17 protein-coding genes are annotated in these 19,791 nt (G+C 68.9%); 12 read left to right on the top strand and 5 right to left on the bottom strand.

All coding sequences use genetic code 11. The annotated features are described in order from the left end of the window. From argB to argJ, 4 genes are read left to right on the top strand one after another with little or no spacing between them, the layout of a single operon-like run. Window positions 1–837 (top strand): acetylglutamate kinase, encoded by an 837-nt coding sequence (gene argB, locus VKA86_16465; GenBank protein HKK72801.1) that lies wholly within the window; start codon window positions 1–3, stop codon window positions 835–837. Beyond that, window positions 834–2,042, top strand: a complete 1,209-nt coding sequence (locus VKA86_16460) for an aspartate aminotransferase family protein (protein HKK72800.1) — start codon at window positions 834–836, stop codon at window positions 2,040–2,042. Before argB ends, VKA86_16460 begins: the two co-directional genes overlap by 4 nt. After that, window positions 2,035–3,075 carry an N-acetyl-gamma-glutamyl-phosphate reductase gene (gene argC, locus VKA86_16455; GenBank protein HKK72799.1) on the top strand — a complete coding sequence of 347 codons (1,041 nt, stop codon included), beginning with the start codon at window positions 2,035–2,037 and terminating at the stop codon, window positions 3,073–3,075. Before VKA86_16460 ends, argC begins: the two co-directional genes overlap by 8 nt. Window positions 3,076–3,098: 23 nt before the next feature. Continuing rightward, a complete protein-coding gene (gene argJ / locus VKA86_16450) occupies window positions 3,099–4,304 on the top strand; it encodes a bifunctional glutamate N-acetyltransferase/amino-acid acetyltransferase ArgJ (GenBank protein ID HKK72798.1) in 1,206 nt (401 codons plus the stop codon). Between the two features lie 27 nt (window positions 4,305–4,331). Here argJ and ppc read toward each other — a convergent pair whose 3' ends face one another. Next, window positions 4,332–6,992, bottom strand: coding sequence for a phosphoenolpyruvate carboxylase (gene ppc, locus VKA86_16445; protein HKK72797.1), 2,661 nt, complete (start codon window positions 6,990–6,992; stop codon window positions 4,332–4,334). Window positions 6,993–7,255: 263 nt separating this feature from the next. Here ppc and VKA86_16440 point away from each other — a divergent pair, with 263 nt between their 5' ends. Next, entirely contained in the window at window positions 7,256–7,954 is a 699-nt protein-coding gene (locus VKA86_16440) for a hypothetical protein (GenBank protein HKK72796.1), read from the top strand. 110 nt (window positions 7,955–8,064) lie between these two features. Here VKA86_16440 and hybB read toward each other — a convergent pair whose 3' ends face one another. The 3 genes from hybB to VKA86_16425 all read right to left on the bottom strand — a co-directional run bounded on the left by hybB (window position 8,065) and on the right by VKA86_16425 (window position 11,397). After that, window positions 8,065–9,270, bottom strand: coding sequence for a Ni/Fe-hydrogenase cytochrome b subunit (hybB, locus tag VKA86_16435; protein ID HKK72795.1), 1,206 nt, complete (start codon window positions 9,268–9,270; stop codon window positions 8,065–8,067). Between the two features lie 209 nt (window positions 9,271–9,479). After that, window positions 9,480–10,283: a nitrilase-related carbon-nitrogen hydrolase gene (locus VKA86_16430; protein ID HKK72794.1), complete on the bottom strand. Its 804-nt coding sequence runs from the start codon at window positions 10,281–10,283 to the stop codon at window positions 9,480–9,482. 16 nt (window positions 10,284–10,299) lie between these two features. After that, a complete protein-coding gene (locus VKA86_16425) occupies window positions 10,300–11,397 on the bottom strand; it encodes a glycosyltransferase family 4 protein (protein ID HKK72793.1) in 1,098 nt (365 codons plus the stop codon). Window positions 11,398–11,498: 101 nt separating this feature from the next. Between VKA86_16425 and VKA86_16420 the strand changes: the two genes are divergently transcribed. Both VKA86_16420 and VKA86_16415 read left to right on the top strand, forming a co-directional pair. Next, on the top strand, window positions 11,499–13,208 hold the full coding sequence (locus VKA86_16420; GenBank protein ID HKK72792.1) for an electron transfer flavoprotein-ubiquinone oxidoreductase: 1,710 nt from the start codon (window positions 11,499–11,501) through the stop codon (window positions 13,206–13,208). Between the two features lie 3 nt (window positions 13,209–13,211). Then, window positions 13,212–13,634: a hypothetical protein gene (locus VKA86_16415; protein ID HKK72791.1), complete on the top strand. Its 423-nt coding sequence runs from the start codon at window positions 13,212–13,214 to the stop codon at window positions 13,632–13,634. 13 nt (window positions 13,635–13,647) lie between these two features. On the opposite strand, the gene VKA86_16410 is transcribed toward VKA86_16415, so the two are convergent. Continuing rightward, a complete protein-coding gene (locus tag VKA86_16410; GenBank protein ID HKK72790.1) occupies window positions 13,648–14,535 on the bottom strand; it encodes a hypothetical protein in 888 nt (295 codons plus the stop codon). Window positions 14,536–14,803: 268 nt separating this feature from the next. On the opposite strand from VKA86_16410, the gene dusB reads away from it, so the two are divergent. From dusB to VKA86_16385, 5 genes are all read left to right on the top strand, one after another. Beyond that, complete coding sequence (gene dusB, locus VKA86_16405; GenBank protein ID HKK72789.1) at window positions 14,804–15,856, top strand: tRNA dihydrouridine synthase DusB; 1,053 nt, start codon at window positions 14,804–14,806, stop codon at window positions 15,854–15,856. Further along, the gene (locus tag VKA86_16400; protein HKK72788.1) at window positions 15,853–16,629 is read left to right on the top strand and encodes a tetratricopeptide repeat protein; all 777 of its coding nucleotides are present in this window, start codon (window positions 15,853–15,855) and stop codon (window positions 16,627–16,629) included. Before dusB ends, VKA86_16400 begins: the two co-directional genes overlap by 4 nt. 277 nt (window positions 16,630–16,906) lie before the next feature. Further along, complete coding sequence (pyrR, locus tag VKA86_16395; protein ID HKK72787.1) at window positions 16,907–17,476, top strand: bifunctional pyr operon transcriptional regulator/uracil phosphoribosyltransferase PyrR; 570 nt, start codon at window positions 16,907–16,909, stop codon at window positions 17,474–17,476. Continuing rightward, window positions 17,473–18,417 carry an aspartate carbamoyltransferase catalytic subunit gene (locus VKA86_16390; GenBank protein HKK72786.1) on the top strand — a complete coding sequence of 315 codons (945 nt, stop codon included), beginning with the start codon at window positions 17,473–17,475 and terminating at the stop codon, window positions 18,415–18,417. The genes pyrR and VKA86_16390 overlap by 4 nt, the downstream gene beginning before the upstream one ends. Window positions 18,418–18,445: 28 nt before the next feature. Continuing rightward, on the top strand, window positions 18,446–19,786 hold the full coding sequence (locus VKA86_16385) for a dihydroorotase (GenBank protein HKK72785.1): 1,341 nt from the start codon (window positions 18,446–18,448) through the stop codon (window positions 19,784–19,786). Window positions 19,787–19,791: the final 5 nt, after the last annotated feature.

Raw genomic sequence — 19,791 nt, 5'->3', positions numbered from 1 at the left:
ATGACCGATCCCGACGACTGCCCCTCGATCCTCGTCAAGTACGGCGGCAACGCCATGACGGACGCCGCCGTGCGCGACCGTGTGCTGGCCGAGATCGGAGACCTGCACGACTCCGGCGCGCGGCTGGTGCTCGTGCACGGGGGTGGCCCCGCCATCGCCGAGATCCTGGCCGAGGTGGGCCTCGAGACCGAGTTCGTGGGCGGCCATCGCCGCACCGACGCGCGGACCATCGGCTACGTGCAGATGGCGCTGCGGGGGCGCGTGAACGGCGACCTCGTCCGCCGGCTCTGCGCGGTCGGGCAACCCGCGGTGGGTCTGTCGGGCAAGGACGCCGCCATGGTCCGCGCCCGCCGCCGGTACCACGAACACCCGGTGGAGGGTGCGGAGGCCCAGCGCGTCGACCTGGGCTTCGTGGGCGACGTCGACACCGTCGACACGGAGCTGCTCGACCTGCTGCTCGCGAGCCACTACCTGCCCGTCGTCGCACCCCTGGCGCTGGGCCACGACGACGAGGTCTACAACGTGAACGCCGACATGTTCGCCGCGCACCTGGCCGCGGCACTCGGCGTCGAACTCTTCGTCGCCATGACCGACGTCGACGGTCTACGTCGTGTTCCCGACGACCCCTCGACCGTGATCCATCACCTGCCGCTGGGTGAGATCGACGCGCTCATGGGCACGTCGATCCAGGGCGGGATGATCCCGAAGGTCGAGGCCTGCGCGATCGCCGTCACCGGCGGTGTCCCGCGCGCCCGGATCGTCGACGGCACGCGCGAGGGCGCGCTGCGCGAGGCACTGGAACGCACAACGGACCGTGGAACGGAGATCACCCCATGAACACCGATCGCCGCCGACTCGCGATCGATCGCGAGCAGGCGCATCACTTCCAGACCTACGGCCGCCAGCCCCTGGTGCTCGACCGCGGCGAGGGTACTCGGGTGTGGGACCTCGACGGGCGCGAGTACCTCGACGCCCTCGCGGGGATCGCCGTGAACGTGCTCGGGCACTGCCACCCGGCCGTGACGAGGGCCCTGCAGGAGCAGGCCGGTCGACTGATCCACGTCTCGAACCTGTACTACACCGAAGTGCAGTCGGCGCTGGTCGAGACGCTCACCCGCATGGCGGGCTTCGAGCGGGCCTTCCTGGCCAACAGCGGCGCCGAGGCCATGGAGGGTGCGCTCAAGCTGGTGCGCCGCCACGCCTCGGAGCACGGACACGGCCCGAAGGTCGTCGGCGTCGAGGGGTGCTTCCACGGACGCACCCTCGCCACGCTGGCCCTCGGTGCCGACAAGTACATGAAGGGTTTCGGCCCCGCCCCGGAGGGCTTCACACGCATTCCCCGCGACGACCTCGGAGCCCTCGACCGCGCGCTCGGCGACGACACCGCCGCCTTCGTGGTCGAGCCGATCCAGGGCGAGGGCGGCATCCACGAGATCGATCCGGGCTTCCTGTGCGAGGCACGGTCGCTGTGCACCGAGCGCGGTGTGCTCATGGTCTTCGACGAGATCCAGTGCGGCATGGGCCGTACCGGGCATCTCTTCGCCTGGCAGGCACACGAGGTACGGCCCGACGTGCTGGTCACGGCCAAGGGGCTGGGGGGCGGTGTTCCCATCGGCGCGTTCCTGGCCGACACGGCGGTGGCCGAGGTGTTGCACCCCGGGGACCACGGCACGACCTTCGGCGGCAATCCGCTCGCCTGCGCCGCGGCGCAGGCCACGCTCGATACGATCGAGGCCGAGGATCTGGCCGCGCGGGCCGGACGGCTGGGCGAGCACGCCCACCGGCGCCTCGACGACTTCGCGCACGATCACGCGCAGGTGCTCGAGGTCCGCGGTCGCGGACTGATGATCGGCGTCGAGCTCCGCGACGACGCCGACGGACAGGCCGTCGTCGGCCGCATGCGCGCGCACGGCGTCCTGGCCAACTGCACCGCGGGCAGCGTGATCCGTCTCCTTCCACCCCTGACCATCGAGGAGTCCGATCTGGACCGGGTCCTCGACGTCTTCTTCCAGTCGCTCACGGAGGTGATCGACCATGCGTGACGTTCGCGTGGGCGTGATCGGGGCGACCGGCTACACGGGATCGGAGCTGGTTCGCCTGCTCCTGCAGCACTCGAGCACCAGCATCGAGCTGGTGACCTCGCAGAGCCACGTGGGCCGGCGCTTCTCCGACGTCCATCCACAGTTCGTGGGTCTGTTCGACGAAGAGCTGCAGTCGCTCGAAGACGTCGAGCACACCGATCTCGACGTGGTCTTCCTGGCGTTGCCGCACGGCGCGTCCATGGACTTCGTGGCGAGTTTCGGCACCGAACGCTTCCGGATCGTCGACCTGTCGGGGGACTTCCGTCTGCCGAGCGCCGAGCTCTACCGCAAGTGGTACCGCAAGACCCACCGCGCTCCGGGACGGATCGACGAGGCGGTGTTCGGCCTCCCCGAACTCTTCCGCAACGATCTGCGCAAGGCCCGGCTGGTGGCGAATCCGGGTTGCTACCCGACCTCGGCGATCCTCGCCCTGGCGCCGCTCCTGAAGCAGGACCTGATCGACATCGAGGGTATCGTCGTCGACTCGAAGTCGGGCGTGACGGGCGCCGGGGTCAAGCCCTCGTCGACCACGCACTTCCCCGACGTGTTCGGGAACTTCTCGGCCTACGGTCTCCTGAAGCACCGGCACACGCCCGAGATCGAGTCGGCCCTCGAACTCTACTGCGCGGCCCCGGTGCAGCTGCTCTTCACGCCGCATCTGCTTCCGGTCGACCGCGGGATCCTGACCACGGCCTACGCACACCTCCGTCGACCGAAGATCAACGGATCGGATCTGCGGGACGCCTACGACTCGGTGTACCGCAAGGAGCACTTCGTGCGCGTCCTCGACCGTCCGCCGAGCGTGAAGGCGGTTCGTGGATCGAACTTCTGCGACCTGCACGTGGTCCACGACCCGCGCACGGGACGCGTGATCGCCATCTCGGCGATCGACAACCTCGTCAAGGGCGCCGCTGGCCAGGCGATCCAGAACATGAACATCATGTTCGGACTCCTCGAACACAGTGGTCTGGGCCAGGCCCCGCTGTCCCCCTGACATCGAGCGAAGGAATCGCGACCATGCAACTCGCCATCACCGACATCCCGGGTTTCCGCTGTTGGGGCGCACACATCGGCATCAAGTCCAAGCGCCGCGACCTGGCCATGATCGTGTGCGACGAACCGGCCACGGCAGCCGCCGTGTTCACGCAGAACGTGGTCGTGGCCGAGCCGGTGAAGCTGTCGCGCCGCCACATCAAGGACGGCAAGGCCCAGGCCTTCGTCGTGAACTCGGGCAACGCCAACGCCTGCACCGGCAAGGACGGAGAGAAGGGCGCCGTGGCCATGGCCGAGGCCGCGGCCGAGGCGCTGGGGATCGACAAGAAGCTGGTGATCGTCTCGTCGACCGGTCTCATCGGCGAGCCCTTTCCCACGAAGAAGGTCGTCCAGGGCATCCACGACAACGTGATCAAGCTCACGCGGCGGGGAGTGGCGAGTACGCTGTGCGCGAACGCCATTCTCACCACCGACACCTTCGCCAAGGAGGCGGGTGAGCAGTTCGAGATCGACGGCACCAAGGTCGGGATCTCGGGCATCGCCAAGGGTTCGGGCATGATCCACCCGAACATGGCCACCATGCTGGCCTTCATCGTGTCCGACGTGAAGATCACCAAGAACCTGCTGGACGAGGCCCTGCGGGAATCGGTGGGCCGCACCTTCAACATGATCACCGTCGACGGGGACACCTCGACCAACGACATGGTGGCGATCATGTGCAGTGGGAAGGCCGACCACCCCATGATCCGTCGGAAGGATCGGGCCTACCAGAGCTTCCGCCGGGCGCTCGACCAGATCTGCGAGCAGTTGGCGCGTCTGATCGTCTCCGACGGCGAGGGCGCCACGAAGTTCGTCGAGTACGTGGTCGAGGGCGCGCGCGACGACGAGGCCGCCCGCAAGATCGCCCGCACGGTCAGCGACTCCACGCTGGTGAAGACGGCGATCTTCGGCCACGACCCGAACTGGGGTCGTATCATGGGTGCGGCCGGACGCGCCGGCGTGGACTTCGATCCCGACAAGGTCGACCTGTCGATCACCGCCGGGGAGACACTGAAGATCCTCGAGGGCGGACAGCCCGTGAAGATCCGGCGATCGACACTGGCCAAGCGCATGAAGGAGAGCTTCCTCAAGGTCACGATCGGCCTGAACGAAGGATCGGGCCGGGCCGTGAGCTGGGGGACCGACCTGTCCTACGAGTACGTCCGGATCAATGCCGAGTACACGACCTGATCCCGCGCGCCGGTGCGGCGCAGGGGCTCAGCCCGTGTTCCGCATGCCGGCCGCGATGCCGTTCATGGTGCGCAGCAGCAGGTCGAGGGCGTCGGAGTCCTCGGGGTCGGAGCGGTGGCGACGCAGCGCTTCGATCTGCAGCACGTTGATCGGATCGACGTAGGGGTTGCGCACGCGGATGGAACGGGCCAGCACGGGATTGCGGGTGAGCAGTTCGTCCTCGCCGCTCACGCGCAGAACGGCGGCCAGAGTGCGCTCGTAGCGCTCCCGTAGCTCGTCCCCGATCGGGTGCAGGCGCTCGTCGACCAGGTTCGTCTCGTAGCGGCGGGCGATCGGGATCTCGGCCTTGGCCAGGACCATCTCCTGCAGGTCGAGCATGCTGCGGAAGAAGGGCCACGCTCGCGCCATGTGCCGCAGGGTCTCGGCGTCGACGGCGCCCAGGGCGGCATCCATGCCCAGCCACGCCGGCAGGAGCCACCGGGTCTGCATCCAGGCGAAGACCCAGGGGATCGCGCGCAGGCTCTCCACCCCACCCCCGGAACCCGGCCGGCTCTTGGGCCGGCTGCCGATGCGCAGGTGCGACAGCTCGCGTTCGGGCGTGCATGCGCGGAAGTACTCCACGAACTCCGGGGTCTTCTGCACGAGATCGCGGTAGGCGTAGAGCGAGGCGCGGCTCATGGCGCGCATGGATTCGCGCCACTCGGGCCGCGCCGGCGCGTCCTCGTGCAGCGTGGCCTCGAGCACCGCGGTCGTGTAGACCTCGAGGGTGCGCTCGGCGATGCCGGGAAGGCCGAACTTGGTCTGGATCATCTCGCCCTGCTCGGTCACCCGCAGGCGGCCGTCGATGGTGCCGGGCGGTTGGGACTGGATCGCGAGCGAGGTCGGGCCACCCCCGCGCCCGACGGTGCCGCCGCGGCCGTGGAAGAGGGTGAGCTCGACGCCGTGCCGTTGTGCCACCTCGACCATGCGCTCCTGCGCCTCGTACAGTGCCCACGCCGACGAGAAGCGTCCGCCCGTCTTGGCCGAGTCCGAGTAGCCGATCATGATCTCCTGGTGGGCCACCCCGTCCCCGCGCGCGGTGCGGTGGGCGAAGAGGGCTTCCAGCACGTCCGGTGCGGCGCGCAGGTCCTCGACCGTCTCGAACAGGGGCACCACGCGACAGTGACGGCGTACCCCGGCCCGGCGCTGCAGGGCCTCGACGAGCAGGACGTCGGAGGCGCGACGGGCCATCGAGATCACATAGGCCCCCAGGGCGTCCGACCCGATCGTGTCGATCGAGAGGAACAACCGCACCGTTTCGATCAACTCGCCCTCGGTCGTGGGGTCCAGACTCCGCAGCAGGGTGTCCAGGTCGGGTCCCTCGGTCGTCGTCCACTGCGCGAGTCGATCGAGACGGTCGGCCTCGTCGAGCACGGCCCAGCCCCCGCCCGTGAGCCGGTCGGCGATCTCGAAGTGCACGGCCGAGTCCTGACGCAGGTCGAGTCGTGCGAGCACGCCGCCGAACATGGCCACGCGGCGCAGCAGGTCGAGCACCCGGTGATCGGCCAGCGCGTCCGCGCCCGTGGCGTGCAGGGAGTCGCGCACGCGCAGCAGGACGTCGCGCAGATGCTCGGCGGCGATCGGCTCTCGATCGGTGGGTGGAGGATGCCCTTCCGCGTCGTGGTAGCCGGCCAGCCAGTGCTCACGGCTGCGCTTCAGGTCCTCGCTCAGCGCGTTGAGAACCGCACGGTAGGGCTCGTCGGCGTCCGGCGGTGCGTCCAGCCCGGGGCCGGCCGCGGCCAGGGAGAGTTCGTCGGCGAGCCGGTCGATCTCGCGGCGGTAGAGGGTGGCCGCGAAGGCCCGCGCCAGGCACACGGTGCGCCGCGTGATCGCCGCCGTCACGTTCGGGTTGCCGTCGCGGTCGCCGCCCATCCACGAGCCGAAGCGGATGGGGACGGCGTCCCAGGGCAGGCCCTCACCCAGGCGGTCGCGCATGGCGCGGTCGAGTCGGCGCAGGAAGCCGACGGTGGAGTCCCAGAGGGTCTGCTCGAACCAGAACAGCCCCGAGCGCGCCTCGTCGAGCGGTGTCGGCCCGCTCCGGCGGATCTCGTCGGTCATCCACAGGGCCGTGATCTGGGCGCGCAGCGATTCCTCGATGGTCGCCCGTTCGCGGGGGAGCAGGTCGGGCCGGTCGTTCTCGGCGAGCAGGTCGGCGATCCGCATGAGCTTGTGGATCACGGCCGACCGGGTGATCTCGGTGGGGTGGGCGGTCAGGACGAGCTCGATCCGCTGCTCGCGCAGGGTCGAGGCGATGGCCGCCGCATCGTGGCCCTCGTCGTCGATCAGGCGGGCGAGGGTCTCCTCGACCGAGCCCCGCTGGGGCGCGTCTCCCTGCTGCTCGTGCGCGCGTCGTCGTCGCAGGCGGTGGTGTTGCTCGGCCACGTTCGCCAGCGACAGGAACAGGCCGAATCCACGCGCGACCGAACGGGCTTCCTCGGTCGACAGCGCTCGGAGCATCTGTTGCACGCCCCCCGGATCGGCCTCGCTGGCGTCCTGCGTGCGCGCGGAGGCGCGCAGGGTCTTGGTGGTCGACCGCACCGCTTCGATGCAGTCGAAGACCTGTTGGCCCGCGTGCGTGCGGATCACCTCGCCCAGCTGACGGCCGAGCCACTGGATGTCGTCGCTCAGGGGACGATGGGGGTCGCTCATCGGGATCCGGCTCCGGAGGAAGGGGGCGTGGACCCGTCGACCATGCCACAGACCTCCGCCCCGGACCACGCCTTCGTCGGCGGGCCGCGCGGGGGGCGATTGATGCCGTTGCGCCTCTTGTGCGGGCCCGGTGAGCAGGAGGAGACTCCATGCGCCCTTCTCCGACGAAGGGTGTCGTGGTCCCGGGCCACGGCCCGGCTCCCGCGAGTGCGCCGCGTTCTTCCGCGCGGCGCCGGACTCTCGAACCATCGCGGAGGCGACACATGCGGTCCTTGTTCACGCTCTTCCTGGTCGGATTCCTCCTGATCCCCCCGAGCGCCGAGGCGGGAGCTCCCGCCTTCGGTACCTACCGGTCCAACGACATCGGGGGAAGCATGCTCACCGGACGCTTCAGCGAGTCCTTCGTGGGCGGCGGTCCCGGTCAGGTCGGAAACACGATCCACGCACAGTCCTACGACACGATCAACCTCGGCACGCAGTGGCGCGTCGAGTGCCCCTCGATCGGCGCGTCACCGACCGAGGTCAGCAACACGGTCGACGGCACCGGGACCGGTGAGATCGTCTACAACACGGCCTACACCGGCGGGACCTTCTGGCTCGCTCGCAACGGTCCCTGGGGCGACAACACGGTCGACTACATCGGGACGGTCACGAGTTTCGTGAACGTGGCCACCTATCAGTTCGTCGGTGGGACCCTGGTCTCGATCGTCTCGAACGTCACGCTCAACGGAACCTTCGACGACCATCCCGGGATCATGGAGTTCGTGATCTCGAACTCGGCCACCATCGGCAGCACCGACACCCAGAGTTTCCCCGCGGGCTTCCCGGAGTTCCGTGACGACGCCTGTGTGTCCGGTCCCACCGAGGGGGCCTGGGGTACGGTCCCGAGCATCACCATGCTGATCCAGGAGGCCGTCGACGGCGACACCTCGAGCTTCAGTGCCCTGAAGGCTCGCTTCTGATCCGACGTTCCTGAGCGGCCGGTCGGGCGGACCCGCCGGCCCACGAACGAAGAGGCGGCCCCTCACGGGACCGCCTCTTCTCCTTCCGCGCGTTCACCGGGCGGAGATTCCTACGCAGCGGCCTCGGCCTGCGCTTTCTTCTCGAGTGGGCGGGTGAGCACCGGGAACTCCTTCACGATGAAGAGGTAGATGGTGCCCTGCACGGCGATCAGCCCGACGGTCATGATGAGCTCCATGACGCTCGGGAAGTACACCGCACCGATGCCGCCGTCGAAGGCGAGCCAGCCGGCGTTCATGCGGTAGAGCGCGCCGCCGGCCAGGATGAAGAAGGACATGCGGAACATGCACGACGGCCGTTCGCGCCGGGACTTGTCCAGGAGCATGGCCAGTCCGGGCACGAACACGAACACCAGCTCGAGGATCACCAGCCAGCTCTGCCAGCTGCCGTCGAACAAGCGGAGGAACTGATCGCGCCAGAAGAGATCACCGAGGCGCAACACTCCGAAGGCCAGGATGACGTAGGCCATGAAGTGCGCCAGCTTGGTGAGCGTCTCGTCGTAGGTCGGACGCCCGTACCTTCGGCTGAAGAGGATGTAGGTGCCGATCACCATGGCGTAGCCCAGGATCCAGCAGCTGACGAGGAACAGCAGCGGAATCATCGGCGTGTACCACAGCGGGTGCACCTTGTGGCCGGCGAGCAGGTACAGCGAGCCGAGCGAGCTCTGATGCATGGTCGGCAGGAGGATTCCGAGGCCGATCACCCAGGGCATGGACTTCTCGAGCACGGGCAGGACCTTCTCGGACAGATCGGCCAGCCACTTCTTGCCCGAGTTCCGCCACACCTCGAACATCGCGGGCGACAGCTCGATCCACAGTACGGCCACGTACAGCGTCACGCAGATCGCGACCTCGAGCAGCACGCTGTCGAGGTTCCACTCGTGCGGGTAGACGAAGACGCGCCAGATGTTCCAGGGACGTCCGATGTCGGTGGCGAGCGAGATCGCGCCCATGGTGTATCCCACGGCGCTGGTCAACAGTCCGTGCCGGACCAGCGGATGGTAGCGGCCGCGGTTCATGACGTAGGTCACGAAAGCGAGTGCGTAGCCGCCCGAACCCAACGCGGTCAGCACGATCACGTTGAAGACCTTCCACGTGCCCCAGGGGAACACGTCGGTCATGTTCGTCATGGGTCCGAGACCGGTCCCGAAACGAACGGCGACCATGAGCGTGGCGATCAATCCTACGAGTGTCAGGGTGCGATAGGCCGGCGTCCAGAGTCGGCGACGCACTGGAGTTCCGGCGTGATGCCCGGACATTCCCGTCCTCCTGTCGGCGGGTTCGCTCCACGGGCGAGGTCGTGGAGCGGTTGCATCATTGGCCTGGGCAGTATAGGGAGCTCTCTTCATGGCTCGACACTGTGGAATAGTGAGATCACGGATCCCGAGCACGAATGATGCAGCCGCACCATCGGATGACATCGAAGGTCGTTTTCAACGAGGCCGGACGTGCCGAGGGACGGCCGCTCTCAGTGCTCCAGGGGCGTGCCCACGTACAGAGCCGGGGAACGGTCGCCGTACAGGTGGTTGTGCTCGGTCACCTGCTTGTCACGGGCCAGTGCCGGGTCGATGTCGACGACGATCACGCCGTCCTCCGCCTCGCCGAGCGTGGCCAGTCGTTCCCCGCGCGGGCTCACGACCTGGCTGCGTCCGATGAAGCGCAGCTCCACGCCGTCCTTGGCCTCGACGCCCCAGCGGTCGCTGGTGGCGATGAACACGTTGTTCTCCAGGGCCCGGGTGATCATGGCGTCGGGACACCAAGGCAGGACCAGGTTGCTGGGGTGGACGATCAGATCGGCGCCCAGGAAGGCGAGACTGCGTGCGGCCTCGGGGAAGCGCCAGTCGAAGCAGACCATGATCCCCATGCGGACACCGCGGAACTCGATCACCGAGAAGCCCATGGTGCCGGGTTCGAACCAGAGCTTCTCGCGATCGAACAGGTGGATCTTCCGGTAGTGCGAGAGCAAGCCCTCGGGGCCGACCAGGGCGGCACTGTTGAAGCAGCCCTGCGGCGTGGCCTCGGCGAAGCCGTAGACGATCGCCGCGTCGAGATCGCGGGCCCAGCTCGTCACGAGATCCCGCGTGGGACCGTCGAGCGGTTCGGCCAGGCGAGGGAGTTCTTCGCGACGGGTGAACAGGTATCCGGTCTGGAACAGCTCCGGCAACACGACGACCTCGGCGTCGAGTCCCTGGATCAGTTCCTCGGTCCGACGGAGGTTCGCGTCGACCTCACCGAAGCGGGGGGAGAACTGGACCACGGCAACACGCATCATCGACTCCGCGAAGGGGTCACCCGGCGCGTCCACCGCGGCGACTCGAAACAGCGACGAAGATCTCATTCTCCAGATTCCCGAGCATTCTGTCGAGCCCCAGGCATTCGATCGCGTGTTCGCGGAGCCGTAGGCCCCGTGTACGCCAGCCGTCCCGGCCCTCTCGGAGCAGGTCGCGGAGCACGGCGGCGAGGTGGTCGTCGGACTCGACGAGGCATGCCCCCGATGCGGCGGGAACGACCTCGGGGACGCTCGAGCTGTCGAAGGCGACGATCGCGCAGCCGGACGCCGCGGCCTCGGCGAGCACGTAGCCCCATCCCTCCACGCGCGAGGGCAGGACGAAGACGTCGACCTCGCGGTACCAGGCGGCCAGGTCCTCGACGAACCCGTCGAAGCGCGCGTCGATGCCGGCGGCGCGCGCGCGTTCCTGCAGTCGGGACCGTTCCGGACCGTCGCCGGCGATCCTCAGCAGGGTGCCGGCGGGCAGTCCACGGACGGCGTCGATCAGGAGGTCGACGCGCTTGCGCGCGACGAGCTGTCCGGCGAAGCCCAGTACGGCGGCTTCGCGATCGCCGGCTCCACGGGACGCGGCGGAGAAGCGGTCGGCGTCGATCCCCTTCGGAACCACGGCCACGCGCTCGGCCGGGAGCCAGGGGGCGGAGGTGAGTGTCGTGGCGCGCGTGGCTTCGCTGTTGACGACGATGCGGTCGGCGACACGACGGTGGAAGGCCCGGATCCAGGGACGGTCCTTGATCGGCGTGTCGCACTCGCGACTGTGGATCACCGCGGTCGAGCGACCCGCGAGACGGGCGGCCCAGGCGGCCGTGCGCAGGTCCTTGTCGTACACGCTCAGCACCGCGTCGAAACGACGCCGGCGGAACCATGTCACGAGGGGGGCCACGGTCCACGGCGCCCCGTTGGCGCGGGTGCGTGCGGTGTGCACCTCGAGGCCGAGCGAGCGGGCGCGGTGGTCGAGGGGCGTGTCCGGATGGACGAGGACCGTCACCCGCCAGCCCAGTTCGCCGAGACCGCACGCGGCGTCGAGCACGAAGCGCTCGGCGCCGCCGAAGACGCGCACCGCGTCGGCGATCAGCAGCGATCGATCGGAATGCTCCACGCCGTCGTTCCTCCGTACCTCGGTTGCCGTAGTGCGAACCGGGCCTTAGACTTGCCCGCAATGACCTTCTTCCGCGCCCCCATCGACGAGAGCTGCGGACCATGAACGAAGAAGCCCGCGAAGCACTCGAGGTCGACGTCCTCTTCGTCGGCGCGGGGCCCGCCAACCTGGCGGCCGCGTATCGCCTCGGCACGATGATCCGGGAGCACAACGAGCGCGCCGACACTCCGATCGAGCCGATGATCGTGATGATCGAGAAGTCGGCGGACATCGGCCAGCACGTTCTCAGCGGCGCCGTCATGGACCCGCGCGCGCTCGACGAGTTGATTCCGGGATTCCGCGACGAGGGAGGGCCCTTCCGAACCCCCGTCAGCGAGGACTCGCTCTGGTACCTGACCGAGGGCGGTGGCTTCGACGCTCCCATCGTTCCGCCTCCGTTGAAGAACCAGGGCAAGTACGTGGTCAGTCTCAACGAGGTCACCCAGTGGCTCGCGCCGAAGGTCATGGAGCTCGGCGTGCAGATCTTTCCCGGCTTCCCCGGTGCCGAGATGCTCTACGACGACGCCCAGCGCGTGGTCGGCGTGCGCACCGGCGACAAGGGGATCGACCGCGACGGCAACCGTCGCCCGAACTACGAACCGGGCATCGACATCAAGGCCAGGGTCACGATCGTCGGCGAGGGCGCCCGTGGCAGCCTCTGCAAGAAGATGTTCGCGGATCTGGACATGCACGGCCGTCAGCCGCAGGTCTACGCCATCGGCGTCAAGGAGCTGTGGGAGATCCCCGAGGGTCGCATGAAGCCCGGCGCGGTGATCCACACCCTGGGCTGGCCGCTGAAGAGCGAGGAGTTCGGCGGTGCCTTCTTCTACCAGATGAGTCCCACCGAACTGATCGCCGGTCTGGTGATCGGCCTCGACTACGAGGATCCCTTCCTCGATCCGCACGCGCGTCTGCAGGAGATGAAGCAGCACCCGCGCGTGAAGTCGATGCTCGAGGGCGGCAAGCTGCTGAAGTACGGCGCGGCGACCATCCCCGAGGGCGGCTACTACGCCATGCCCGAGCTCTACCACGACGGCGTGCTCGTCGTGGGCGACAGTGCCAGCTTCCTCAACGGCATGCGCCTCAAGGGCATCCACCTGGGCATGAAGAGCGGGATGCTCGCCGCCGAGACGGCCTTCGACGCCCTCGTCCGCGGCGACGCCAGTGCCTCGGTGCTCCGCGGCTACCACGAGCGGTTCGAGAACAGTTGGGCGAAGGAAGAGCTCTTCGGCGCCCGCAACTTCCACCAGGCCTTCGAGGGCGGTCTCTACAGCGGCATGGCCCACGTCGGCCTGCAGATGGTCAGCGGCGGCCGCGGCCTGAAGGATCCCTGGATCACCGAAGCCGGCCACGAACGGATGAAGACCGTAGAGGAGTACTACGGCAAGTCGTACCGTCCGGTCGGAGCGGAGAACGGCGAGGGCATCGCGCGCCCCGAACGCGAGTTCGACGGCCAGCTGGGTTTCGACAAGAACACCTCGGTCTACCACTCCGACACCGGACACGAGGAGAACCAGCCCTGCCACCTGGTGGTGCGCGACACCTCGATCTGCCACGACCGCTGCACGCGCGAGTACGGCAACCCGTGCCAGCACTTCTGCCCGGCGAACGTCTACGAATGGACACCGGGGTCGGAACCGGGGCAGCAGACCTTCCAGATCAACTTCAGCAACTGCGTCCACTGCAAGACCTGCGACATCATGGACCCCTACCAGATCATCGACTGGATCACGCCCGAGGGCGGGGGCGGTCCGAACTACGCGCGGATGTAGACGGTGGGCGAACCGAAGCGTCTGTTGCTGTTGTGTCACGACGGTGGCTGGGACCGCCTCTACCAGGCGGCCAGCGCCGCCGCCACGGCGGCGTCGACGGGCTGGCGCGTGGATCTGGTGTTCTACTTCGACGCGCTCGAGAAGCTGCTCGACGGCCGGCTCGACGATTTCGAACTCGCTTCCGGAGATACGTCGAAGGCCCGCCGGCTCGAGGAGACGGCCGAGGAGCTGGGGACGCGCGCGCCATCCCGACTGCTGCGCGCCGCGCGTTCGAGCGGAAGCGCACGGGTGCTCGCCTGCAGTGCGAGCCTCGCGCTGATCGGTCGGGACCCGGCGGAGATCGACGGCTCGATCGTGGACGAGGTGATCGGTTGGCCCACGACGATCGCCTTGATCGGCGCCGCCGACTCCACGCTCTACCTGTGATCCGTGCTCGGGATCAGCGGCGCTGGCCGTTGCTCGGTTCGAACTGGAGGACCCCGGTCACCCGGACGTCACTGCAGGAGGAATCGCCCGGAGCGTCGCTCGTGATCGACAGGATGCAGTCGTAGGTGCCCGCGGTCAGGACGACCTCGGCGTAGACGGTGTCGCCCGGCAGCACGCTGAAGTCCAGTGGGTCCGAGGGAGTCTGCCCGCGTAGTTGCACGGTCGGGCCGCTGCAGCCCGGCAGGGCGAAGCGTCCGTTCATGATCGTGCCGCCCACGTTCGCCACCCAGACGGTCTCGGTGACCGTGTTGCCGGCGACCAGGTCGTCGATCGTCGACACCCACCCCAGCGAGTCGGTCGACACCGCGCAGATCGGCGGGGGGCAGGTGACGTCGGCACAGGTGGTGTTCGGCCCCTGGAAGGTCCCACCCAGCTCGCCCTCGCACTCCTGCGGCAGCACGCCGTCGACGCAGCCGCTGTCGGTGCAGCACGCGCCCGGGATCAGCGGCGCGAAGGCCTCGACGCCCACGCGGATCACGCACTCGTCGATCCCCACGCGGTAGTCGATCACGGTGGGGCCGATCGAGTCCTGCGGCGCGAACTGCAGCGTGTAGGTGACCTCTTCGCCCTCGTCGAGCGAGTAGAGAGGGGATTCGAGCACGCGCAGGCCGAACTCGGGCAGGTTCTCCAGACGCCAGCTCAGGTTGTCGCCGTCGCCGGTGTTGCGGATGGTGAACTCGGCGGTGAGGGTGTCCTCGCGCGACTGGACCACGGGGAAGTCGATCTGGTCGACCGAGCACTCGCAGTCGGGCTCGCCCTCGCTGCAACCGGGCAGCAGAGCGAGCGCGCAGGCCGTCGCCACGACCACGAGGGTCGGCAGCGTCCGCAGGACCGATACCATGGAGGCGTGTCTCCCTGAACCGTTGCGGGCCACGGTCTCCGGTCGGACCGCGCGTCGAGGCAGGACTCGTCGGCAGCGCAAGCTAGCACGAGGCCCGAGGCCACGAAAGCGCACGGGCGGGTCTTGTCCGCAGTTCTCGATGGGGTTTTCGTGAAGATCCCGTGAAGCCGGTGGCGGGAACCGGTCGGCGGGACGGGGCGTTTCGGATATGCTGTGGCGCGCACGCGGGCCCGTGCCCCAGGTCCCCCCGACCCCGATCCGAGACTCCATGGTCGACCACGCGAACTTCTTCCAGCGCAATCGCATCGCCGAGAAGCGCGCGCGAGTGCGGGCGCTGTACGCGCACGACGAGGTCCTGCTCTCGCCCATGGCCGGCGTGACCGACCTCGTCTTCCGCGCCGTCTGCCGCGATCACGGCGCCGACGTCACCTTCTGCGAGTTCGCCAGCGCCGACGGTGTCGTCCACGGCAACCAGAGCACGCGCGAGCTCATCGAGCTGGCCGAGGACGAGCACCCCGTGGGGATCCAGCTCTTCGGCAGCGATCCCGAGCGCATGGCCGAGGCCGCGCGCGAGGCCGAGAAACTCGGTCCCGACATCATCGACCTGAACTTCGGCTGCCCGGTGAAGAAGGTCGTGAAGAAGAACGGCGGCTCGGCGCTGCTGTGCAACGTGCCGCTCATGGAGGACATCGTCCGCGCGGTGGTGGAGGCCACGGCGTTGCCCGTGACGGCCAAGACCCGCCTGGGCTGGAGCCAGGGCTCGCTGAACTACCTCGAGACCACGCAGATGCTGCAGGAGGCCGGGGCCTGCGCGATCACCATGCACGGCCGGACGCGCGACCAGAAGTTCACCGGTGTCGCCGATTGGACCCCGATCGCCCGGATGAAGGACGTCGCCGAGGTCCCCGTGATCGGCAACGGGGACGTGTGGACGGGCGAGGACTACCGCCGGATCAAGTCCGAGACCCATTGCGACGCGGTCATGATCGCTCGCGCTGCGATCGGCAACCCCTTCGTGTTCGAGGAGATCGACGCGGTGCGCCGTGGTGTGGAGTACCGGCACCCCGATGTCGACCGTGTCGTGACGGTGCTCGTCGACCACCTGGACCGCGAGATCGCGCTGAAGGGACCGCGCACGGGCATGAATCGCATGAAGCGCCACTTCGCGGCCTACCTCAAGGGCTGCCCGGGCGTGGCCGAGCTGCGCAAGCGGGTGTTCGCGACCAACGACCGCGACGAGGTGGTGGCCGCCTTCGAGGCCTACCGCACGCGCAACGCGGGGTTCCGGCCCGAGCCGCTGCGGGGGAGACGCGCGGCATGACGCGTCTCGTCCTCGTGGCCGTCACCCTGGTGCTCGGCCTCGTCGCGGGCTGCGCCGATCCCCCCCGGGGTCTGCCCTCGACCGATCCGGCCGACGAGCAGCCACCCGTGGCCCGCAGCACCGCGCTCGAGGTCCGCGCCGGCGACACGTGGGACTCGATCAGCTCGCGGATCTACGGGGACGGCCGCTACGCCGAGCGCATCGCGCGGGACAACGGCCGCGCGCCCGATTCGACGCCGGTGCCCGGCGAGCGGGTGCGGATCGACGTGCGCAGCGAGGACCTCGAACTCGTCCGCGCCGTCGCCTCGGCGCGCGGTTCGTACAACGCCGGCGTCGAGGCCATGCAGCAGCGCGGCCGCGGGGTCGAAGCCCGCGAGGCCTTCGAGCGGGCCCTGGATCGCGCCCCGCACTACGTCGACGCGCGCTACAACCTGGGCCTGGTCCTGATCCGTCTGGGCGAACCCCGGGCTGCCGCCGAGGAGCTGCGGCGCGTGGTGGACGAACGCCCCGACGATCCCGACGCCCTCTACGGCCTCGCCGCCGCCTACGTGCACGGTGGCGACGACGCCCGCGCCCTCGGTCCGCTCGAACGCGCCCTGGCCTTCGATCCGGAGTTCCTGCGCGCCCGCTGGACCTACGCGCTGGCCCTGGAGCGGGCCGGGCGGATCGACGAGGCGGCGGCCGCCTGGGAGGCCTATCTCGAGCGTGACGCCACCAGCGCCCTGGCCGACGAGGCCCGGGAGCACCTGCGCTCCCTCCGGCCGGGCCGTTGAGGCCCGGTTCCGTGACATGGCTTGCCGAAGCGCCCCGGAGTGGCTAAGGTCCCGCCAGCGTCGTCGCCGACGGCGCCCCGTATCCGACACCTTTAAACGGATCCCGTGAGGTCCGGAAGGGGTTGCGCCGTGAACCGGCCCGAAACGCGGAATCGCCGCACGCACCCGCACGTCCTCCGAGGCGTAGCGGGTCTTTTTCTGCCCGCTCGCCACGGCCGACCCCGTACCGACCCCTGAGCCCGCACCGAGGATCCAGTCCGGGACGTTCGCCATGCAGATCCGAGAGAAATCGCAGCTCCTCGACAGCGCCGACATGAACCGCGCGCTGGCGCGCATCGCCCACGAGGTGATCGAGCGCAACCACGGGACCGACGACGTGGTGCTCATCGGCATCCAGCGGCGGGGGGTGAGCCTGGCCCGCGACGTCCAGCGCGCGATCACGCGGATCGAGGGCACCGACGTTCCGCTGGGAACGCTCGACATCACCTTCTACCGCGACGACCTGTCGACCATGGGTCCCGCACCGAGCGTGGGGTCGACCGATCTGCCCTTCGACATCAACGACAAGACGGTCGTCCTGGTCGACGACGTGCTCTACACCGGCCGCACCGTGCGCGCGGCCATGAACGAACTCATGGACTACGGCCGTGCGCGCGCGATCCAGCTGGCGGTGCTGATCGACCGCGGCCACCGCGAGCTGCCCATCCGCGCCGACTACGTGGGCAAGAACGTGCCCACGTCGCGGCGCGAGGTGATCAAGGTCATGGTCGAGGACTTCGACGAGACGCGGAAGGTCGTGCTCGGCGAGCTGCTCGACGACGAATCCGGCGAAGGAGACAAGGCCTGATGTTCGCGCAGAAGCACCTGCTCGATCTCGAGAGCTACACCGCGGCGCAGATCCTCGAGATCCTCGACACGGCCGAGAGCTTCCGCCGGGTCCTCGATCGCCCGATTCCCAAGGTCCCGGTCCTGCGGGCGAAGACGATCACCAACCTGTTCTTCGAGCCGAGCACGCGCACGCGGATCAGCTTCGAGCTGGCCGAGAAGCGTCTCAGTGCCGACGTGGTGAACTTCAGTGCCTCCGGCAGTTCGGTGGCCAAGGGCGAGACCCTGCGCGACACGGCTGAGAACATCCTGGCCATGAAGGTCGACATGATCGTCATGCGGCACCCGGACTCGGGCGCGGCGCGCTACCTGTCGGAGCGGGTGCCGGCGAGCGTGATCAACGCCGGCGACGGCATGCACGAGCACCCCACGCAGGGTCTGCTCGACATGATGACCATGCGGCAGAAGCTCGGTTCGCTCGAGGGCAAGAAGGTCACCATCGTCGGAGACATCGCGCACTCGCGCGTGGCGCGCAGCAACGTGTGGGGGCTGAACAAGCTCGGTGCCCGTGTCACCGTGTGCGGTCCGCCGCCGATGATGCCGCTCGACATCGAGAGTCTGGGCTGCACCGTCGAGTACGACTTCGGTCGGGCGATCGAAGACGCCGATGCGGTGAACGTCCTGCGGATCCAGCTGGAGCGGCAGGAGAACCAGATCTTCCCGGGCAACCGCGAGTACGCCCGCGCCTACCGGCTCGACGACCGCATGCTCGCCCGCACCAAGCCCGGGTGCATCATCATGCACCCCGGACCCATGAACCGCGATGTCGAGATCAGCAGTGCGGTGGCCGACGGCGACCGTCAGGTGATCCTCGAACAGGTGACCAACGGCGTGGCCGTGCGCATGGCCGTGCTCTACCTGCTCTCCGGCGGTGTCCGTGAGAGCCTCGGACAGGATCTGTAGCGTCGGACGACGACGGAGGCACGAGACAATGGAACGCCGCGACCACCGAACCCTCATCGTCACCGGGGCCCGCCTGATCGATCCGGCGCGGAAGCTCGACGGTACCGGTCACCTGGTGGCGCGCGACGGCGAGATCGTCGCCTGCGACCTGGGCGATCTGCCCGCCGACTTCGCGCCCGTCGAAGGCGCCGAACAGCGCAACGGGGAGGGGCTGACGCTCGTCCCCGGATTCTTCGACCTTCGTGCCCACCTGCGCGAGCCCGGCTACGAGGACCGCGAGACCATCGCGACCGGTTGCGCGGCGGCCGCGGCGGGCGGGTACACCGACACGACGGCCATGCCGAACACACACCCGTGCGCCGACACCCCGGGCGCCATCGAACTCGTGCTGGTCCGCAGTGCCGAGGCCGGCAGGTGCCGCGTGCATCCGGTGGCGGCCCTGACCGCGGGAATGAAGGGCGAGTCGATGGTCGAGTACGGTGACCTGTTCGATGCCGGAGCGGTGGCCTTCTCCGACGACGTCCAGTGGGTGCGCGACAGCGGGCTGATGCGCCACGCCATGGAGTCGATCCGAACGCTGGGCGTGCCGGTGATCAGTCACCCCGAGGACGCCTCGCTGTCGCCCAACGGCACCATGCACGAAGGGACCTGGAGCACCCGTCTGGGGCTGGTCGGCCTGCCGTCGGCGGCCGAGGTCAGCGCGATCGCCCGTGACATCGAACTCGCGCGACTGACCGGCGCACCGCTGCACGTTCCACACGTCAGCACGCGGGACGGCGTCGAGCTGATCCGCGGGGCCCGGGCGCAGGGCCTGGCGATCACCTGCGAGACCACACCGCACCACGTCTTCTTCACCGACTCCGACTGCCGCGACTACGACACCTCGTTCAAGGTGAAACCGCCCCTGCGCAGCGTCGCCGACCAGGAGGCCCTGGTCGAGGCCCTGGCCGACGGCACCATCGATGCGATCGCCAGCGACCACGCCCCGCACACGGGCACCGACAAGGAACGCACCTTCGCCCACGCACCCTTCGGCGTCATCGGGCTGGAGACCGCCTTCGCCGCCGCCCACGAGCGGCTGGTCCGGCGCGGTCCGCTGGACCTGCCGCGTCTGGTCGAGTTGATGTCGACGGCCCCGGCCCGTATCCTCGGGAAGCCGGGCGGTAGCCTGGAACCCGGCCGTTCGGCCGACTTCGCCCTGATCGACCCCGAGGACACGTGGACCCCGCACGCCGGTGGTCTTCGCAGCAAGGGACGCAACTGCCCGTGGCTGGGTCGTGCGCTCACCGGGCGTGTGCACACGACCTTCCTGGCCGGTCGCGTGACCTTCGACCTGGAGACGGCCACGCCGGCGGGCGGTGCGGTCTGACCCCC

The sequence above is a fragment of the Candidatus Krumholzibacteriia bacterium genome, assembly GCA_035268685.1.
Lineage (GTDB): Bacteria > Krumholzibacteriota > Krumholzibacteriia > JAJRXK01 > JAJRXK01 > JAJRXK01.
Note: the sequence above shows the minus strand (reverse complement) of the source record. Positions and strands in the feature narration are given on the sequence as shown.

Excerpts from the sequence above, each read along its gene's own strand:
- argB (HKK72801.1), top strand. The coding sequence starts at position 1 with ATGACCGATCCCGACGACTGCCCCTCGATCCTCGTCAAGTACGGCGGC.
- VKA86_16460 (HKK72800.1), top strand. The coding sequence starts at position 834 with ATGAACACCGATCGCCGCCGACTCGCGATCGATCGCGAGCAGGCGCAT.
- argC (HKK72799.1), top strand. The coding sequence starts at position 2,035 with ATGCGTGACGTTCGCGTGGGCGTGATCGGGGCGACCGGCTACACGGGA.
- argJ (HKK72798.1), top strand. The coding sequence starts at position 3,099 with ATGCAACTCGCCATCACCGACATCCCGGGTTTCCGCTGTTGGGGCGCA.
- ppc (HKK72797.1), bottom strand. The coding sequence starts at position 6,992 with ATGAGCGACCCCCATCGTCCCCTGAGCGACGACATCCAGTGGCTCGGC.
- VKA86_16440 (HKK72796.1), top strand. The coding sequence starts at position 7,256 with ATGCGGTCCTTGTTCACGCTCTTCCTGGTCGGATTCCTCCTGATCCCC.
- hybB (HKK72795.1), bottom strand. The coding sequence starts at position 9,270 with ATGTCCGGGCATCACGCCGGAACTCCAGTGCGTCGCCGACTCTGGACG.
- VKA86_16430 (HKK72794.1), bottom strand. The coding sequence starts at position 10,283 with ATGATGCGTGTTGCCGTGGTCCAGTTCTCCCCCCGCTTCGGTGAGGTC.
- VKA86_16420 (HKK72792.1), top strand. The coding sequence starts at position 11,499 with ATGAACGAAGAAGCCCGCGAAGCACTCGAGGTCGACGTCCTCTTCGTC.
- VKA86_16410 (HKK72790.1), bottom strand. The coding sequence starts at position 14,535 with ATGGTATCGGTCCTGCGGACGCTGCCGACCCTCGTGGTCGTGGCGACG.
- dusB (HKK72789.1), top strand. The coding sequence starts at position 14,804 with ATGGTCGACCACGCGAACTTCTTCCAGCGCAATCGCATCGCCGAGAAG.
- VKA86_16400 (HKK72788.1), top strand. The coding sequence starts at position 15,853 with ATGACGCGTCTCGTCCTCGTGGCCGTCACCCTGGTGCTCGGCCTCGTC.
- VKA86_16385 (HKK72785.1), top strand. The coding sequence starts at position 18,446 with ATGGAACGCCGCGACCACCGAACCCTCATCGTCACCGGGGCCCGCCTG.